This window comes from Paraburkholderia sp. RL17-381-BIF-C, assembly GCF_046026435.1.
In the GTDB taxonomy this organism is placed as follows: Bacteria; Pseudomonadota; Gammaproteobacteria; order Burkholderiales; family Burkholderiaceae; genus Paraburkholderia.
Map to the genome: position 1 here is coordinate 152,942 of NZ_JARESX010000004.1, position 16,994 is coordinate 169,935.

16 protein-coding genes are annotated in these 16,994 nt (G+C 63.9%); 14 read left to right on the forward strand and 2 right to left on the reverse strand.

What is annotated here, in order from left to right; translation table 11 throughout:
• Positions 1-36: 36 nt before the first annotated feature.
• The 6 genes from P0D70_RS05090 to P0D70_RS05115 all read left to right on the forward strand — a co-directional run bounded on the left by P0D70_RS05090 (position 37) and on the right by P0D70_RS05115 (position 5,484).
• Entirely contained in the window at positions 37-363 is a 327-nt protein-coding gene (locus P0D70_RS05090) for a YbaB/EbfC family nucleoid-associated protein (protein WP_007182071.1), read from the forward strand.
• Positions 364-640: 277 nt separating this feature from the next.
• Positions 641-1,237: a recombination mediator RecR gene (recR, locus tag P0D70_RS05095; RefSeq protein ID WP_408183223.1), complete on the forward strand. Its 597-nt coding sequence runs from the start codon at positions 641-643 to the stop codon at positions 1,235-1,237.
• 59 nt (positions 1,238-1,296) lie between these two features.
• A complete protein-coding gene (locus P0D70_RS05100) occupies positions 1,297-2,538 on the forward strand; it encodes a CaiB/BaiF CoA transferase family protein (protein ID WP_408183226.1) in 1,242 nt (413 codons plus the stop codon).
• A gap of 66 nt (positions 2,539-2,604) precedes the next feature.
• Complete coding sequence (locus P0D70_RS05105; RefSeq protein WP_091794503.1) at positions 2,605-3,642, forward strand: ABC transporter substrate-binding protein; 1,038 nt, start codon at positions 2,605-2,607, stop codon at positions 3,640-3,642.
• A gap of 118 nt (positions 3,643-3,760) precedes the next feature.
• Entirely contained in the window at positions 3,761-4,573 is an 813-nt protein-coding gene (locus tag P0D70_RS05110) for an ABC transporter ATP-binding protein (RefSeq protein ID WP_091794501.1), read from the forward strand.
• Positions 4,574-4,659: 86 nt separating this feature from the next.
• Positions 4,660-5,484, forward strand: a complete 825-nt coding sequence (locus tag P0D70_RS05115) for an ABC transporter permease (protein ID WP_007182066.1) — start codon at positions 4,660-4,662, stop codon at positions 5,482-5,484.
• A gap of 149 nt (positions 5,485-5,633) precedes the next feature.
• On the opposite strand, the gene P0D70_RS05120 is transcribed toward P0D70_RS05115, so the two are convergent.
• Positions 5,634-6,608, reverse strand: a complete 975-nt coding sequence (locus P0D70_RS05120) for an NADPH:quinone oxidoreductase family protein (RefSeq protein ID WP_408183231.1) — start codon at positions 6,606-6,608, stop codon at positions 5,634-5,636.
• Between the two features lie 236 nt (positions 6,609-6,844).
• Between P0D70_RS05120 and surE the strand changes: the two genes are divergently transcribed.
• From surE to rlmD, 6 genes are all read left to right on the forward strand, one after another.
• Positions 6,845-7,603, forward strand: coding sequence for a 5'/3'-nucleotidase SurE (surE, locus tag P0D70_RS05125; RefSeq protein WP_091800552.1), 759 nt, complete (start codon positions 6,845-6,847; stop codon positions 7,601-7,603).
• The gene (locus P0D70_RS05130) at positions 7,600-8,700 is read left to right on the forward strand and encodes a protein-L-isoaspartate(D-aspartate) O-methyltransferase (RefSeq protein ID WP_408183234.1); all 1,101 of its coding nucleotides are present in this window, start codon (positions 7,600-7,602) and stop codon (positions 8,698-8,700) included. The genes surE and P0D70_RS05130 overlap by 4 nt, the downstream gene beginning before the upstream one ends.
• A gap of 5 nt (positions 8,701-8,705) precedes the next feature.
• Positions 8,706-9,641: a peptidoglycan DD-metalloendopeptidase family protein gene (locus P0D70_RS05135; RefSeq protein ID WP_408183236.1), complete on the forward strand. Its 936-nt coding sequence runs from the start codon at positions 8,706-8,708 to the stop codon at positions 9,639-9,641.
• Positions 9,642-9,652: 11 nt separating this feature from the next.
• Positions 9,653-10,735, forward strand: coding sequence for an RNA polymerase sigma factor RpoS (gene rpoS / locus P0D70_RS05140; RefSeq protein WP_091794490.1), 1,083 nt, complete (start codon positions 9,653-9,655; stop codon positions 10,733-10,735).
• Between the two features lie 4 nt (positions 10,736-10,739).
• The gene (locus P0D70_RS05145) at positions 10,740-11,516 is read left to right on the forward strand and encodes a 3'-5' exonuclease (RefSeq protein WP_408183239.1); all 777 of its coding nucleotides are present in this window, start codon (positions 10,740-10,742) and stop codon (positions 11,514-11,516) included.
• Positions 11,517-11,773: 257 nt separating this feature from the next.
• Positions 11,774-13,192, forward strand: a complete 1,419-nt coding sequence (gene rlmD / locus P0D70_RS05150; RefSeq protein ID WP_091794485.1) for a 23S rRNA (uracil(1939)-C(5))-methyltransferase RlmD — start codon at positions 11,774-11,776, stop codon at positions 13,190-13,192.
• Positions 13,193-13,342: 150 nt separating this feature from the next.
• On the opposite strand, the gene P0D70_RS05155 is transcribed toward rlmD, so the two are convergent.
• Entirely contained in the window at positions 13,343-14,203 is an 861-nt protein-coding gene (locus tag P0D70_RS05155) for an outer membrane protein assembly factor BamD (RefSeq protein ID WP_091794483.1), read from the reverse strand.
• A 38-nt stretch (positions 14,204-14,241) separates the two neighbouring features.
• Between P0D70_RS05155 and P0D70_RS05160 the strand changes: the two genes are divergently transcribed.
• Complete coding sequence (locus P0D70_RS05160; RefSeq protein WP_091794481.1) at positions 14,242-15,525, forward strand: RluA family pseudouridine synthase; 1,284 nt, start codon at positions 14,242-14,244, stop codon at positions 15,523-15,525.
• On the forward strand, positions 15,522-16,379 hold the full coding sequence (pgeF, locus tag P0D70_RS05165) for a peptidoglycan editing factor PgeF (RefSeq protein WP_408183243.1): 858 nt from the start codon (positions 15,522-15,524) through the stop codon (positions 16,377-16,379). Before P0D70_RS05160 ends, pgeF begins: the two co-directional genes overlap by 4 nt.
• Positions 16,380-16,994: the final 615 nt, after the last annotated feature.

The window sequence follows — 16,994 nt, forward strand, 5'->3', positions numbered from 1 at the left end:
TTTCCGAATTTCACGCTATCAAGAAGGAGCATGTCCATGATGAAAGGCCAACTCGCCGGGCTGATGAAGCAAGCCCAGCAGATGCAGGAAAACATGAAGAAGATGCAGGAGCAACTCGCGCTGATCGAAGTCGAGGGGCAGTCGGGCGCCGGTCTCGTGAAGGTGACGATGACCTGCAAGAACGACGTGCGCCGCGTGTCGATCGACCCGAGCCTGCTTGCCGACGACAAGGACATGCTGGAAGACCTCGTCGCCGCTGCATTCAACGACGCCGTGCGCAAGGCCGAAGCCACCGCCCAGGAAAAGATGGGCGGCATGACCTCGGGCCTGCCGCTGCCGCCGGGCTTCAAGCTGCCGTTCTGACCGACGCCGCCGCAAGGCGGTGTCCGCGCCGCGACTGCTGTTGCCGCGGCGTGAATCGCGCCACAAAGCGCGAGCGGTGCGTGCTGTCGGTGCCGTAGCGGCTGCCAGCGCCGCTCGCGCTGTGCGCGTGTGCCGGTTTGATCCAACTGGCCGTGGCCTGGCCGAGATGCACCTCGCGCGCACCGGTTCGGGCCGTCGTCGGAATGATTGAAACCGATCGAATTACCTGTATCGCGACCCGTATAGCCGGCCACTACTCACTTCGACGCCGATCCGCATGAAACAACCCTCCGCCTTGTCGGCGCTCGTCGAAGCGCTGCGCGCGCTGCCCGGTGTCGGGCCGAAGTCCGCGCAACGCATGGCGTACCATCTGATGCAGCACGACCGCGAGGGCGCCGAACAACTCGGCCGCTCGCTGCTGTTCGCCACCGAGCATCTGCAGCACTGCGAGAAGTGCAACACCTTCACCGAAGCGCAGATCTGCGAGGTCTGTCTCGACGAGGAGCGCGATCCCACGTTGCTGTGCGTCGTCGAGACACCTGCCGATCAGATCATGCTCGAGCAGACCATGACCTATCGCGGGCTCTATTTCGTGCTGATGGGACGCCTGAGTCCGCTCGACGGCATCGGTCCGAAGGAGATTCATTTCGACCGGCTCGTCAGACGCGCCTCCGATGGCGTCGTCAAGGAAGTCGTGCTCGCAACCAATTTCACTAACGAAGGCGAGGCGACCGCGCATTACCTCGGGCAAACGCTCAAGGCGCGCGGACTCTCCGTCACGCGTCTTGCACGCGGCGTGCCGGTGGGCGGCGAACTCGAGTATGTCGACGCCGGTACGATTGCCCGCGCAATGCTCGACCGCCGCTCGATGTAGCGCAAGGCATCGGCCGGAACGCAACGCGGCGCGCGCCAGGACCAGAACCAAGGAGACACATGAGCGTCACCCCTGAATCAAACGCGAGCGCCGCGCCTCAGAACAAAACCGGCCCGCTCGCCGGCGTCAAGGTGCTGGAACTGGGCACGCTGATCGCCGGTCCGTTCGCCGCGCGCTTTCTCGGCGAATTCGGCGCCGACGTCATCAAGATCGAAGATCCCAAAGGCGGCGACCCGCTGCGCAAATGGCGCAAGCTCTATCCGGAAGTCGGCGGCACGTCGCTCTGGTGGGCCGTGCAGGCGCGTAACAAGAAATCCGTCACGATCAATCTGAAGGCCGAAGAGGGCAAGGAGATCGTGCGGCGCCTCGCGAAGGAAGCGGATATCGTCGTCGAAAATTTCCGGCCGGGCTTGCTGGAGAAACTCGGTCTCGGCTACGACGTGCTGTCCGCGGAAAACCCCGGACTCGTCATGGTGCGCCTGTCCGGCTACGGCCAGACCGGTCCGTATCGCGACCGGCCTGGCTTCGGCGCAATCGCGGAATCGATGGGCGGCTTGCGTCATATCACCGGCTATCCGGATTTGCCGCCGCCGCGTATCGGTATTTCGATCGGCGATTCGATTGCCGCGCTGCACGGCGTGATCGGCGCGCTGATGGCGCTGCATCACAAGCGGGTGAACGGCGGCAAGGGGCAGGTCGTCGATGTCGCGCTCTACGAGGCCGTCTTCAACATGATGGAAAGCGTGGTGCCCGAATACGGCGTGTACGGCATGGTGCGCGAGCGCACCGGCGCGTCGCTGCCGGGCATCGTGCCGTCCAATACGTATCCGTGCCGCGACGGCAGCATCGTGATCGGCGGCAATAGCGATCCGATCTTCAAGCGCCTGATGATCGCAATCGACCGCGAGGATCTCGCCAACGACCCGGCGCTCGCGCACAACGACGGCCGCGTGCCGCGCACCCAGGAGATCGACGGTGCGATCGCCGCGTGGCTTGCCACGCGCACCATCGACGAAGCCCTCGCCGTGCTGAATGCGGCCGACGTGCCGGTGGGCCGCATCTACAGCGTGGCGGACATGTTCACCGATCCGCAATTCATGGCGCGCCAGATGATCCAGCGCTTCAAGTGGCAGGACGGCCAGGAAATCACGCTGCCGTCGGTCACGCCCAAGCTCTCGGCAACGCCCGGCGAGACGCGCTGGCTGGGCCCGGAACTGGGTGAACATACCGATGAAGTCCTGCAGTCGCTAGGTTATGATTCTGACCACATTGCAAGGTTGCACGCGCAACAAATAGTTTGAGTGTGCACGCCGCGGCAAACAATAAAGCCGAAACAACGGACAACAAAAGTTTGGAGACTCGAGACCATGCAACGGAGAAGCTTTCTCGCCGGTACGGCCGCACTCGCGGGCGCCTCGCTCGCCGCGACACCGCTCGCTTTCGCGCAGGGCAAACCTGAAACCACCAAGGTGGCGATCGCGGTCGGCGGCAAGAACCTGTTTTACTACTTGCCGCTCACCATCGCCGAGCGTCGCAACTACTTCAAGGACGAAGGGCTCGAGGTCGAGATTTCCGACTTCGCCGGCGGCTCGCAGGCGTTGAAGGCGGCGGTTGGCGGCAGCGCGGACGTGGTGTCCGGCGCGTTCGAGCACACCTTGCTGCTGCAGGCGCAAAAACAGATGTTCCGCGAATTCGTCCTGCAGGGACGCGCGCCGCAGATCGTGCTGGCGGTCTCGAAGAAGACCATGCCGAACTACAAATCGATTGCCGATCTGAAGGGCAAGAAAATCGGCGTGACCGCGCCGGGTTCGTCGACCTCGATCATGGCGAGCTTTGTGTTGGCGAAAGCCGGGCTGACCGCGAAAGACGTCGCCTTCATCGGCGTGGGCGCGGGCGCCGGCGCGATCGCCGCGTTGCAGTCGGGGCAGATCGACGCTCTCGCCAATCTCGACCCGGTGATGACCAAGCTCGAACGCACCGGCGAGATTCGCGTCGTGTCGGATACGCGTACGCTCGCCGATACGCGCAGCGTGTTCGGCGGCGACATGCCGGCGGGTTGCCTGTATGCGTCGCAAAGTTTCATCACGAAGAATCCCAATACCACGCAGGCGCTGACCAACGCGATGGTGCGCGCGCTCAAGTGGCTGCAAACGGCGACCGGCAGCGAATTGATCAACACGGTGCCGGAAGGCTATCTGCTCGGCGATCGCGCGGTGTATCTGGACGCGTGGCAGCACGTGAAGGAAGCCATGTCGCCCGACGGCCTGATGCCGGCGGACGGCCCCGCGACCTCGCTGAAGACATTGCAGGCGTTCGACCCGAACGTCCAGGGCAAGCCGATCGATCTGTCGAAGACGTGGACCAACGACTTCGTCAAGAAAGCGCTGAGCACCGTCAAGGCGTGAGCCGGGTGAGGGCGAGCGGGCCGCGAGGCGGCGGCCACCACCTTCGCCGCGCTCGCCGCGGGCCCGTTTGCCATGACGCGATCACACACCGAATCCGATCTTCGAAGCGAGCTGAACGATGACAGTTGCCGCACTGGCGCTCGACAACATCACCTGCACGTTCGCTGCGCGCGACAATCGCGCGCAGCGCTACACCGCGGTGAAGGACACTACCTTGCGCATCGCGCCGGGCGAATTCGTCTCGGTGGTCGGCCCGACCGGCTGCGGTAAATCCACGCTGCTCAATGTCGGCGCGGGCCTGCTGGGTCCGTCGTCGGGCACGGTCAGCGTGTTCGGCGAGCCGCTTCAGGGCATCAACCGGCGCGCCGGTTACATGTTCCAGGCCGACGCGCTGATGCCGTGGCGCTCGGCCATCGACAACGTCATGGCCGGCCTCGCTTTTCATGGCGTGCCGCCCGCTGAAGCACGCGTGAAAGCCGACGAGTGGTTAAAACGCGTCGGCCTCGGCGGTTTCGGCGATCGTTATCCGCATCAACTATCGGGCGGCATGCGCAAGCGCGTCGCGATGGCGCAGACGCTGATTCTCGATCCCGACATCATCCTGATGGACGAGCCGTTTTCCGCGCTCGACATCCAGACGCGTCAGTTGATGGAAAACGAGTTGCTCGACCTGTGGGCGGCCAAACGCAAAGCGGTGTTGTTCATCACACACGATCTCGACGAAGCGATCTCCATGTCCGACCGCGTGGTGGTGCTGTCCGCCGGGCCTGGCACGCATCCGATCGGCGAATTCACGATCGATCTGCCGCGTCCGCGTGATGTGGCGGAAATCCGCGCGCATCCGCGCTTCGTCGAATTGCATGCGCAGATCTGGAGCGTGCTGCGCGATGAGGTGCTCAAAGGCTATCAACAGCAGCTCACGGCTGTTTAGGCGCGTCACGTCATTGCGTCACGTATTGGCGTCATGGGTTGGCGTCCCTGGTTAGTGTCCATTAATCGTCGAAGGCAAACCGAGTCATGTGGAAGACGTTGCGCCCGAACCGGGCGAATCTGGTGATCTGGCAATGGCTGCTGCTCGTGCTGTGCTTCGTGCTCTGGTACGTGCTGACCAGTCCCACGCTGTTGCCGGCGTTCTATTTCGACGACCCGAACAAAGCGGCGTTCTTCTTCGGCGAGCCGCAGAAGGTGCTGCAGCGGATCTGGGAATGGTTCACGGGCGGCGAGATCTATCTGCACCTGTGGATCACACTGGTCGAGACCGTGCTCGCGTTTACGCTCGGCACCGCGCTCGGACTCGGCGTAGGCCTGTGGCTCGCGTTGTCGCCGCTCGCGAGCGCGCTATTCGATCCGTATATCAAAGCCGCCAACTCGATGCCGCGCGTGATTCTTGCGCCGATCTTCGGTGTGTGGTTTGGCCTCGGCATCTGGTCCAAGGTGGCGCTCGGCGTCACACTGGTGTTCTTTATCGTGTTCTTCAACGTCTATCAGGGCGTGAAGGAAGTCAGTCCGGTCGTGCTCGCCAACGCGCGCATGCTCGGCGCCAACCGCAAGCAGTTGCTGCGCTTCGTCTACTTGCCGAGTGCGATGAGCTGGGTGTTTTCCAGCTTGCATACTTCAGTGGGGCTGGCGTTCGTCGGCTCGGTGGTGGGGGAGTATCTCGGCTCGGCGCGCGGCGTCGGTTATCTGATTTTGCAGGCCGAAGGCACGTTCGATATCAATACCGTGTTTGCCGGGATCCTCGTGCTGACCGCGTTCGCGCTGATTCTGGATGCCATCGTCGGTATGGGCGAGCGGCGCTTGATGAAGTGGCAGCCCAAGACGGGCGATACGGAAAAGCTGTAGCTCCGCGAGCGCCAAGTTATGCGGCGCAATGCATGAACGAAAACGGCGCGCGGGGTGGATGCCCGCGCGCCGTTTTTTCTGGGCGCTCGAAGGAGCCGCTTGAACGAGCCGCCCGATCAAGCTTCGCTCAAGCGCACTCTCCGCTTCGACTAAGGCGTCACCACTACCTTCCCGATCACGCGACGTTCAGCCATGTCACGCAGCGCGCGCCCGGTTTCTTCGAGTGAATAGCGCGCCGACACATACGGTTTAAGCTTGCCTTCAGCGATCCAGCGAGTCATCTGCTGGAACGCCGCATGATTATGCTGCGGCTCGCGCTTCGCAAAGTCTCCCCAGAACACGCCGACCAGACTCGCGCCTTTGAGCAGCGTCAGGTTGAGCGGCAGCTTCGGAATCTCGCCGTTCGCAAAGCCAACCACGAGATAACGCCCACGCCAGCCGATGCTGCGAAACGCCGGCTCCGCATACACGCCGCCGACGGGGTCGTAGATCACATCCGGGCCTTTCCCGTCGGTGAGCGCCTTGATGCGCTCGCGCAGATCTTCGGTGCTGTAGTTGATGGTGGCGTCCGCGCCGTGCTTGACGCAGGTCGCGAGTTTCTCGTCGCTCGATGCCGCTGCGATCACGCGCGCGCCGAGCGCCTTGCCGATCTCCACGGCCGCGAGTCCAACGCCGCCGGCCGCACCCAGCACCAGCATCGTCTCGCCGGGCTGCAATGCACCGCGATCGACCACGGCGTGATGCGAGGTGCCGTACGCCAACGTGAAGGCCGCCGCCAGTTCGAACGGAACACCGTCCGCCAACGGCACGCAGGCGCTGACCGGCGCCAGCGCCTGCTCCGCGAAACCACCCTGACCGGTGAAGGCGACCACGCGCGAGCCTGGCTTGAACTGCGTGACGTCCGCGCCGACCGCGCGCACCACGCCAGCGACTTCCGAGCCGGGCGTAAAGGGCAGGGGCGGTTTGAACTGGTACTTGTTCTCGATGATCAGCACGTCGGGAAAGTTGACGGCTGCGGCTTTGACGTCGATTACGACGTGGCCCGGCGGTGCTTCGAGGTCGGGCAGGCTTTCGACGACCAGGCTTTCCGGCGGCCCATATTGATTACAGCGAATCGCGCGCATCGTGTCTCCATGTCGATCAGGGGTTCGCAAGTATTCTGAGTCTAAAACAATCAGCACGATCGTGCGTTTTTATTGCCTTGCCCGCGCTCATCGGGATTGTCGTCGGGTGATCGATGCGCGTGCGGCAAACGACTCGCGCGAGGTCAGCGCGATTCCCGCGCGTGCGCATTGCATACCGCATGCGCATGGGCCGCCGTGTCGTTCGCGCGTCTTCTTTCCTCGGTTACAATCGCCGCATGCGAATCCTACTCAGCAATGACGACGGTTATCTGGCGCCCGGCCTTGCCGCGCTTTACGAAGCGCTCAAGCCGATCGCTGACGTCACCGTGATGGCACCCGAACAGAATTGCAGCGGCGCGTCGAATTCCTTGACGCTCTCGCGGCCGCTCTCGGTACTGCGTTCGGCCAATGGTTTCTACTACGTGAACGGCACGCCCACCGACTCGGTGCACATCGCGCTCACGGGCATGCTCGACCATACGCCGGACCTGGTGGTCTCGGGCATCAACAACGGTCAGAACATGGGCGAAGACACGCTCTATTCCGGCACCGTCGCCGCCGCCACCGAGGGGATCATGTTCGGTGTGCCGGCCATCGCGTTCTCGCTGGTCGATAAAGACTGGGTGCATCTCGAAGACGCCGTGCGCGTCGCCACCGAAATCGTCGCCCATTATCTCGAGCAGCCGTTGCCGGGACATCCGCTTCTAAACGTCAACATTCCGAATTTGCCCTACGAGCAGCTCGGCGACTGGCAGATTACGCGTCTCGGCAAGCGGCATCCGTCGCAGCCGGTGATCCGGCAAACCAATCCGCGCGGCGAACCGATCTACTGGATCGGGCCGGCGGGCAGCGCGCGCGACGCGAGCGAAGGCACCGACTTTCACGCCGTCGCCAACGGCCACGTGTCGATCACGCCGCTGCAGCTCGACTTGACCCACACGCAAATGCTGCCCGCAGCGCGCGACTGGGTGCGCGCCGGCAGCGGCGCTTCATGACGAACGAGCGCGCCAAGCGCTTTCCGCTCGGCCTCGAGGACCTGGTGCGTGAACCGCGCCGGCCCGAAGGGCGCCCGGGCGAAATACGCGCGGCGGCGCTGGCAGCGAGCGCGGCGCTGAACGCACGTCCGCAAGCCGCGAAAAACGCGCCGCTTGGTTCCACGGGTCAATCCCAATCGAAGCAACAGGCGAGGGCGCAGACCGCAGCGCACGCGAAGCCGCAAGCCAAGCCCTCGGCGGCAACGCCGCCAAAGCCGCTGGCCGCGTCTTCCGCCAAAGCGCCGGCGAGCGCACCAGTGAAAGCGCCAATGAAAGCGCCGGCCAAGGTCGCCGTGCCGAATTCGACTGCGCGCCCCGCGTCGCAGCCGGCGCCGGCCAAGCCTGCCACCCGCTCAACCGAGCGCAGTGCCGCGCCGAACGTCGCGTTGAGCGGCGCGATGAGCGGCGCATTGGCGCTGACTTCGGAACGGGTTCGCGAACGGATGGTCGAACGCCTGCGTGCGAACGGCGTGACCGATCAGCGCGTGTTGAACGCGATGTCGGTGGTGCCGCGCCACATGTTCGTCGATCCGGGGCTGGCGGCTCAGGCCTATGAAGATGCCGCATTGCCGATCGGCCATCACCAGACGATTTCCAAGCCCTCGGTCGTCGCCCGCATGATCGAACTGGCCGCCGCCGGCCGCACGCTGAATAACGTGCTGGAAATCGGCACCGGCTGCGGTTATCAGGCGGCCGTGCTGAGCCAGGTCGCGCGCGAGGTGTACTCGATCGAACGTATCAAGCCGCTGTCGGAGCGCGCGAAGACAAACTTGCGCCCGCTGCGCATTCCGAACATCCGCCTGCACTACGGCGATGGGCGGCTCGGTTTGCCGTCGGCGGGACCATTCGACGCGATCGTGATCGCCGCGGCGGGGCTCGACGTACCGCAAGCCTTACTTGAACAACTCGCGATCGGCGGCCGTCTGGTCGCGCCGGTCGGCTCGCAGGACGGCCAGAACCAGGTGCTGACTCTGGTCGAGCGCCTCGGACCCGCGCAGTGGCGCGAGTCGCGGCTTGATCGCGTTTTCTTTGTACCCTTAAAATCCGGAGTGATTTGACACCGATGAGTATGTTGCGCGCGATGCAAAGAACCAGACTGAATGCCCCCATGACCGTAACCCAGCGCAGCGTGTGCGTGCTCGCCTTGTCCCTGTTGATGACGGCCTGTGCATCCCGGCTCGACCAGGCGCCGGTCGTCGACCGCTCCGGCGGCGGCACGCTCAGCACGCAAGCAGCGCAGCCGGCCGTGCCGCTCGGTCCGCCGCCGCCGGGCTACTATCGCGTGAAGCCGGGCGACACGCTGTATCGGATCGCGCTGGAGAACGGCCAGAACTACCGCGACATTTCGGCCTGGAACAATCTGACCAACCCGAATCAGATCGAAGTCGACCAGTTGTTGCGTGTCGTACCGCCGGGTGCGAACACCGCGGCGCTCACGCCGGGTGTCTCGACCGCGCCGATCGGCGGCAGCGCTTCGGTGCAGAGCGCACCGCTCGGCAGCACGGCGCCGGCCACGGGTGCGACCGCGGGTGTCGCGGCACCGCCGCTCTACGGGTCGGCCGCCAACAACGCGTCGTCGGCGCCGCCGGCCAACCCGGGCGCGGCGAGCGACTCGAACACCGGTGCATCCGGCAACGTGGCTTTCGCCTGGCCGGTGCGTGGGCCGCTGCTCGGCACCTTCAACGACTCGACCAACAAGGGCGTGAATATCGGCGGCGCCGCGGGTGATCCGGTGAAGGCGTCGGCGGATGGTCGCGTGGTTTATGCCGGAAATGGGCTGCGTGGTTACGGTAATCTCATTATCATCAAGCATGATGCAACTTATCTCACCGCGTATGCACACAACCGCTCTTTGATGGTAAAAGAGGGGGATGCGGTGACGAAGGGGCAGAAGATCGCTGAGATGGGCAATAGCGATTCCGACCGCGTGATGTTGCATTTCGAAGTTCGCCGGCAGGGTAAACCTGTCGACCCACTGAAGTATTTGCCGCCGCAATAAGCGATACGACCATGCCGAAATCGAAGCGCCCGCCGCAGCAAGCCGAGTCTGAGACGATCAGCCACGCTATGTCCGCTTCGGTGGATGAAAGCGGCGCTTCGGAAGTGGAAGAGGAGATCGCGGAAGAGCGCGATCTCGACGAACGCCAGGGCGGCGCGGATGAAGGCGGTGACGCCCGCGAAAGCGCGAGCGAAGCCGCGCCGGACGCGGACGATTTCCGCGCGCTGTTGCAAGCCGAGCTGACGGCCGACACGATCCAGCACTACCTGAACCGTATCAGCGTCAAGCCGCTTCTGACTGTCGAGGAAGAGCAGAAGTATTCGCGTCTTGCCAAGGCGGGCGAGTTCGAGGCGCGGCAGGTCATGATCGAGCGCAATTTAAGGCTCGTTGTCAGCATTGCGAAGGGTTACCTGAACCGCGGCGTGCCGTTGCTCGATCTGATCGAGGAAGGCAATCTCGGACTGATGCACGCGATCGAGAAATTCGATCCGACGCGCGGCTTCCGGTTTTCTACCTATGCGACCTGGTGGATTCGCCAGAGTATCGAGCGCGCGATCATGAACCAGGCGCGCACCGTCCGTTTGCCGGTGCACGTGATCCGTGAACTCAATCAGGTGCTGCGCGCCAAGCGCCATCTGGAAAAGAATTCGATGAACTCCGGCGAAGCCGCCGAGCGCCGCGACGCCAGCATCGACGACATTGCCTATCTGACCGGCAAGACCACCGACGAAGTGACGGACATTCTCGCGTTGAACGAGCACACCGCTTCGCTGGACGCGCCGCTCGATCTCGATCCCGCGAGCAGCCTGCTCGATCTGCTGTCAGACGATCAGAGCCAGTCGCCGGATGCCGAAGTGCAGCACCGCGAACTGGAAACGCTCACACGCGCGTGGCTGGCACGGCTGTCCGACAAGCATCGGCATGTGATCGAGCGCCGCTTCGGCCTGAATCACATCGAACCCGCCACGCTCGAAGAGCTGGCCGACGAAATGGGCCTCACGCGCGAGCGTGTGCGCCAGATCCAACAGGAAGCGCTCGTGCGCTTGAAGCGCTTCTTTGCCTCCAACGGTGTTCGGAAGGACGCCGTTCTATAACCTGATGACACCGATTCTTGTTTTCGACATCGAGACCATTCCCGATGTCGCCGGCATTCGCCGCCTCGAAGATTTGCCCGCCGACCTGAGCGACGCCGAAGTCGCCGAGCATGCATTTGCCGCGCGCCGCGAAAAGACCGGCAGCGATTTCCTGCCGCACCATCTGCAACGGATTGCGGCAATTTCCTGCGTGTTCCGCGATAACAACGGCTTCCGCGTGCGCTCGCTCGGCACGCTGGAAGACGGCGAGGCGGCGCTCGTGCAGTCGTTTTATCGCGTGATCGAGAAGTACACGCCGCAGCTCGTGTCGTGGAACGGCGGCGGCTTCGACCTGCCGGTGTTGAACTACCGAGCCTTGGTCAACGGCATTCCCGCGTACAAGTTCTGGGATCTCGGCGAGGACGACCGCGAGTTCAAGTGGAACAACTACATCAGCCGCTATCACGCGCGTCACACGGATCTGATGGACGTGCTCGCCATGTACCAGGCGCGCGCCAACGCGCCGCTCGACGCGCTCGCCAAGATGTGCGGCTTCCCCGGCAAGATGGGCATGGACGGCAGCCAGGTGTGGCACGCGTACCAGGAAGGGCGCATCGAGGAAATCCGCAATTACTGCGAGACCGACGTCGTCAATACGTACTTGCTCTATTGCCGCTTCCAGTTGATCCGCGGCGCGTTTTCACCCGCGGAGTATGCTGACGAGATCAACCTGGTCAAGAACGCGCTGGCGCTGGAAACGGCGCCGCAATGGGCCGAATATCTGGCGGCATTCGATCAGTAAGCCGCTCGCGGACGAGCCAAGACGGGGTTCCGCCGGGCGGAGAGAGCAGCGAGGCCGCCGCAGCCGTTCGCTCCAAAGGCGCGAACGGCTCGCAAGGTACAAGTCGGTGTGAGGCGCGCTCGTCTCCGGCTGTCGCCGCCACCGCGGTTATCGTAGCTAATGCGTCTGGCAGCCATTCCCGCCGCGCCGGATGATGGTCACGCGCGGCGCTTCGTCTACAATCTCGCCTTTCCCCCAAGTTTGTCAGGAAGTAGCAGGTGTCCCGAACTGCCCCCCAACGCCGCGCGCCGAAGCGCCACAAGACGCCTCCGCCCGCGCCCGCACACGTCGTTACCGGCAACGAGCCGGTCATTGAAATCGTTTCGCTCGATATGGAAGCGCGCGGCGTTGGCCGCACCGAGACCGAAGACGGCTCGCCCGGCAAGGTGATTTTCGTCGAAGGCGCGCTGCCGGGCGAACGCGTGAGCTACTCGACGCATCGCAGCAAGCCGAAATTCGAGCAGGCCGAAGTGGTCCAGGTATTCCGCGAGAGCGTGATCCGCACCAAGCCGAAATGCACGTACTTCGATATCTGCGGCGGCTGTTCGATGCAGCATCTGGACATTCGCGCGCAGGTGGCCGTCAAGCAGCGCGTGCTCGAAGACAATCTCCAGCATCTCGCCAAACTCCGCCCGGAAACGGTGTTCCGGCCGATTCACGGTCCGTCCTGGGGTTATCGCTACCGTGCGCGTCTGGCAGTGCGCTTCCTGCCGGAAAAGGGCGGTATGCGGATAGGCTTCCACGAGAAGAAGAGCAGCTACATCGCCGATATGAAAACCTGCGAAGTGCTGCCGCCGCACGTGTCGGCCATGCTGATGCCGTTGCGCTTCATGGTTCGCAAGCTGTCGATCTACGACCGCATGCCGCAGCTCGAACTGGCGGTCGGTTCGTCGGTGACGGCGTTGGTGGTGCGCAATCTCGAACCCATCACAGCAGCGGACGAGCAGGTGCTGCGCGATTTCGCCGACGAGCACAAGGTGCAGTTCTGGCTGCAGCCGGGCGGCCCGGACACGGTCACGCCGTTCTATCCGCTCGACGTGGAGCTCGACTACACGCTGCCGGAGTACGGCATTCGCATGCCGTTCAAGCCGACCGACTTCACCCAGGTGAATCACGCCATCAACCGCGTGCTGGTGAGCCGCGCGCTGCGTCTGCTGGCGCCGGCGCGCACCGATCGCGTGCTCGATCTGTTTTGTGGGATCGGCAACTTCACGCTGCCGCTCGCGCGGATCTCGAAGGAAGTGATGGGCATCGAAGGCAGCGAGGTGCTGACTTCGCGTGCGCTCGCCAATGCTGAACTGAATGGCGTGGCGGGGCATACGTCGTTTGCGTGCCGCAACCTGTTCGAAGTTACTGCCGACGACCTGCGCGCGCTCGGCCACTTCGACAAGTTCCTCATCGACCCGCCGCGCGAAGGCGCGCTGGCCGTCGCCAAGGCGCTGGCTGAGATCGCGCAGAGCGGCAACGGGCCGCTGCCGAAGCGCATCGTCTATGTGTCGTGCGCGCCGGCGACGCTCGCGCGCGACGCCGGTCTGCTCGTGCACGAAGCGGGCTACCGGTTGGTGGGCGCGGGCGTGGTGAACATGTTCCCGCATACGTCGCATGTGGAGTCGATCGCACTGTTCGAGAGGGACTGACAGGCGCGCCTGGTTGCGTCGGCGCTGCGCGGCAGCGCGACGGCCTAAGGCAGCGTAAGGCAGAGGCGAAAAGGAGCGCACAAACAAAAACGCCACGACCGAAGTCGTGGCGTTTTTTTATTCCTGCTGCTTTTCAGTACGCGGCGCGGCTTAGAACTGCCACCACGACTTTTCCGTACCCGGCCTTGCATGACCCGTGATGTACGGGCTGTCAGGGAAGGTGCCGGCCAGCACGCGCTTCGTGTCGTCGGCCAGTTGCGGCTGATTCAGCTTCTGATACGACAGCATCATGATGTGCAATGCGTCTTCAATAGCCGGCGCATTCTTGTATTGCGTGAGTGCCAGTTGCGCGCGATTGATCGCGGCGACATAAGCGCCGCGGCGGTAGTAATAATCCGCCGCGTGGACTTCGTGCGACGCCAGCGCGTTCACGATATAGCGCATGCGTTGTGCTGCGTCCGGCGCATACTTGCTGTTCGGGTACTTGTCCACGACGATCTTGAAGGCGTCGTACGATTCGCGCAGCGACTTCGGATCGCGCTCGCTCATGTCCTGGCCGGAGAAGCGGCCGAACAGACCGAGGTCGTCGTTGAAGTGGATCATGCCCTTCAGGTAGTACGCATAAGCGATGTCCGGATGATCCGGGTGCAGCTGGATGAAGCGGTCGATCGCCTGGTCGGCGGCGGCGTTTTCATTGTCTTTCCAGTTGCAGTAAGCGACATTGATCTGTGCCTGCTGGGCGAAGTGGCCGAACGGATCGCGCCCCTCGAGCATTTCGAAGTACTTGGCGCACTTGCCGTAATCACCACCGGACAAGGCGTCGTTCGCCTCCGTATATAATTTGTTGTTGTTCCACGTTGCCGTTTCGTCGGTCTTCTCCGGCAGGCCGTGGCAAGCCGCGACAACCGCGACGGCTGCGGCACACGCAATGTATCCGGCCACTTTCCGGGCCGCCTTCTTGATGGCCGCCAAATTGATCGCCGCTTTAGTGATGGTGTTCAAGGCTCGCATTTTCCAGTCTAGCTTTACGTCCAGGTGACCCAGACTCAATGACCCGCTCAAATACTCCAGGTGCCGCAACCGGCGCCGGGAATAGCAACAAAGATTATAGCGTAAGCGCTGACCCCTCCGACGCGTTGGGCGTCGATTCCCTCGACGACGATCTCGGCAGCGACGCGCTCGGCGCCGCGGCCGTGTCCAGCCTTGTGCCGACGGTCGCGAACCGCGTGACGGACGAGACGCCGCGCAGCGTCGTCGTGCCCGACGAACTGGCCGGCGAGCGCCTCGACAAGGTGCTCGCGCGGGTCTTCCCCGAGTTCTCGCGCAACCGTCTACAGAGCTGGATCGAAGCCGAGCGCGTGCGGATCGACGGCAAGCCCGCGAAAATCCGCCAGCCGGTGCCGCTCGGCGCGACCATCGAACTCGTGCCCGATCTGCTGCCCGAGCAGCTCGCGTTCACGCCGGAGCCGGTGCCGCTCGAGATCGTTTATGAAGACGACACGCTGGTGGTCATCAACAAGCCGGCCGGTATGGTCGTGCATCCGGCCGCCGGCAACTGGAGCGGCACGCTGCTCAACGGACTGCTGTATCGCTATGGAGACGCTGCCGCGGGCCTGCCGCGCGCCGGCATCGTGCACCGTCTCGACAAGGAAACCTCCGGCCTGATGGTGGTGGCGCGCACGCTCGAGGCGCAGACCGACCTCGTGCGCCAGTTGCAGGCGCGCACGGTGAAGCGCCGTTATCTCGCGCTGGTGTGGGGCAACATGCCCGAAGAAGGCACGATCGACGCGCCGATCGGCCGCGATCCGCGCGAGCGCACCCGCATGGCGGTGGTGACGAGCGCGTCGGGCAAGCCCGCGCGCACGCATTTCCGGCGTGTCGATTCGGCGATCTGGGAGCGCCAGCCGGTGACCGCGATTCATTGCGATCTCGAGACCGGCCGCACCCATCAGATTCGCGTGCATTGCGCGCACATCGGCCATCCGCTGCTCGGCGATCCGATTTACGGGCGCGCGCGCGGCAAGCGTTCGGTTACGCCGCTGCCCGGCGGTTTCGCGCGGCAGGCGCTGCATGCATGGCGGCTCGGCCTGATTCATCCGCAGACCGGCCGCACGATGCAGTGGCGTGCCGACGTGCCGGAAGACATGCAGGCGCTGTCGGCGGCGCTCGGTCTCGGCCGCGACGACGCGGGCGAGTTCGACGAGACGTACTACGAAGAAGACGACTACGACGCGTCGTTCGACGAGGACGGCGATGAAGGCGCACTCGACCACGACGAACACGACAGTGCAGATGACCACGACCACGAACACGACGAGGACGATCACGCATGAGTGCGCCCGAGCTGAGCTTTGCCGATGTCGTGCAACCCGCATGGAATGTGTCGCCGCGCGTGCGCGCGCTCGTCACCACGCGTAACGGCGGCGTGAGCGAACCGCCGTTCGGCCGCTGGCACAACGGCGCGGATTTGCCCGGCGGCCTGAACCTGGGCATGAAGTCCGGCGACGACCCGGCCGCGGTCGCCGCCAATCGCGAGCGTCTGCTGAAGCTGGCCGGCGTGAGCGAGGCGGCGTGGCTCGAACAGATTCACGGCGCCGGCATCGTGCGCGCGGAAGAGGTGATCGCATCGGCACGCGTGAGCGGTGGGCCGACGCGCGCCGATGCGAGCGTCACCGATCGTCCTGGCAGCGCGTGCGTCGTGATGGTGGCCGATTGCATGCCGGTGCTGTTGTGCGACGAGGCGGGCCGCGCGGTCGGCGCGGCGCACGCCGGGTGGCGCGGACTGGCGGCGGGCATCGTAGAACAGACTGCGCAGCGCGTCGCCGAACTCGCGCAGGTGCAGGCGAGTGCATTGCATGCCTATCTCGGTCCCTCGATCGGACCCGACGCCTTCGAAGTCGGCCCAGATGTGCGTGACGCGTTCATGAACGGCGTGGGCGGCGCGCAACGCGATGCCACGGCAAACGCATTCGTCGAGCATCCGCAGAATCCGGGCAAATATCTCGCCGATCTCCCGGCGCTGGCGCGTTTGCGGCTGCAGTGGCTCGGCGTGACAAAGATTGTCGGCGGCGACCTCTGCACGGTCACGCTGCGCGAGCGTTTCTACTCCTATCGCCGCGACCGCGAGACCGGCCGCATGGCCGCACTCATCTGGCTGGACGATCAGGCGCAGTCGATCGCCGACTAGTCCTGCTCGCGACGCCGCCCCTCGCGGCGCTCTTGCTGTCAATGCAGAAGACACACATCGGCACACACGAATGACGTTCGGCGAGGTCGACGTCATCGTGCCGGCAGGCTACATCAGAGCATTGCCGCGGCATTCTTACGAGCACGCGTATGAGGGTTTATTGGGAGACGCCGCATGTGTTTTTGCTGCGCTGCCGGAATTGCCTGCGATGCGTGAATCTGCCGCGCAAACTGTTCGCAGGCGAACGGATAAGTGCGCATAAACCTATGCAATATGGGAGCTTTTTTCGTTCGCGGCTGCATTGAATCATGCCTGTCCTAAAAGCGCGATCTGCTACACAGGGAAAACGATAATTAAAAAACTATCGCACTGCGGCAAAATCGGGAACAAGCATTGACATGCCTTGCGATGGGGAGCAAGAATGTTCCTCACGGATCCTCGTACAAGGGACAGGGCGTGACGAGGTCGCGAGCAATTGCTCACGTGCGCACGAACCTGCCTCTCAACCCGTCCGCAAGGACTTACCGGTCAAAAGCAGGCATGGCAGCATCACATACCTCAGCTTCCCCCAAGACGGACTCCTCGACGGAGAACACGCAGCAGGCCGGTACGAGC

Coding starts and splice junctions, on each gene's coding strand:
- P0D70_RS05090 (WP_007182071.1), top strand. CDS start 37: ATGATGAAAGGCCAACTCGCCGGGCTGATGAAGCAAGCCCAGCAGATG.
- recR (WP_408183223.1), top strand. CDS start 641: ATGAAACAACCCTCCGCCTTGTCGGCGCTCGTCGAAGCGCTGCGCGCG.
- P0D70_RS05100 (WP_408183226.1), top strand. CDS start 1,297: ATGAGCGTCACCCCTGAATCAAACGCGAGCGCCGCGCCTCAGAACAAA.
- P0D70_RS05105 (WP_091794503.1), top strand. CDS start 2,605: ATGCAACGGAGAAGCTTTCTCGCCGGTACGGCCGCACTCGCGGGCGCC.
- P0D70_RS05110 (WP_091794501.1), top strand. CDS start 3,761: ATGACAGTTGCCGCACTGGCGCTCGACAACATCACCTGCACGTTCGCT.
- P0D70_RS05115 (WP_007182066.1), top strand. CDS start 4,660: ATGTGGAAGACGTTGCGCCCGAACCGGGCGAATCTGGTGATCTGGCAA.
- P0D70_RS05120 (WP_408183231.1), bottom strand. CDS start 6,608: ATGCGCGCGATTCGCTGTAATCAATATGGGCCGCCGGAAAGCCTGGTC.
- surE (WP_091800552.1), top strand. CDS start 6,845: ATGCGAATCCTACTCAGCAATGACGACGGTTATCTGGCGCCCGGCCTT.
- P0D70_RS05130 (WP_408183234.1), top strand. CDS start 7,600: ATGACGAACGAGCGCGCCAAGCGCTTTCCGCTCGGCCTCGAGGACCTG.
- P0D70_RS05135 (WP_408183236.1), top strand. CDS start 8,706: ATGAGTATGTTGCGCGCGATGCAAAGAACCAGACTGAATGCCCCCATG.
- rpoS (WP_091794490.1), top strand. CDS start 9,653: ATGCCGAAATCGAAGCGCCCGCCGCAGCAAGCCGAGTCTGAGACGATC.
- P0D70_RS05145 (WP_408183239.1), top strand. CDS start 10,740: ATGACACCGATTCTTGTTTTCGACATCGAGACCATTCCCGATGTCGCC.
- P0D70_RS05155 (WP_091794483.1), bottom strand. CDS start 14,203: ATGCGAGCCTTGAACACCATCACTAAAGCGGCGATCAATTTGGCGGCC.
- P0D70_RS05160 (WP_091794481.1), top strand. CDS start 14,242: ATGACCCGCTCAAATACTCCAGGTGCCGCAACCGGCGCCGGGAATAGC.
- pgeF (WP_408183243.1), top strand. CDS start 15,522: ATGAGTGCGCCCGAGCTGAGCTTTGCCGATGTCGTGCAACCCGCATGG.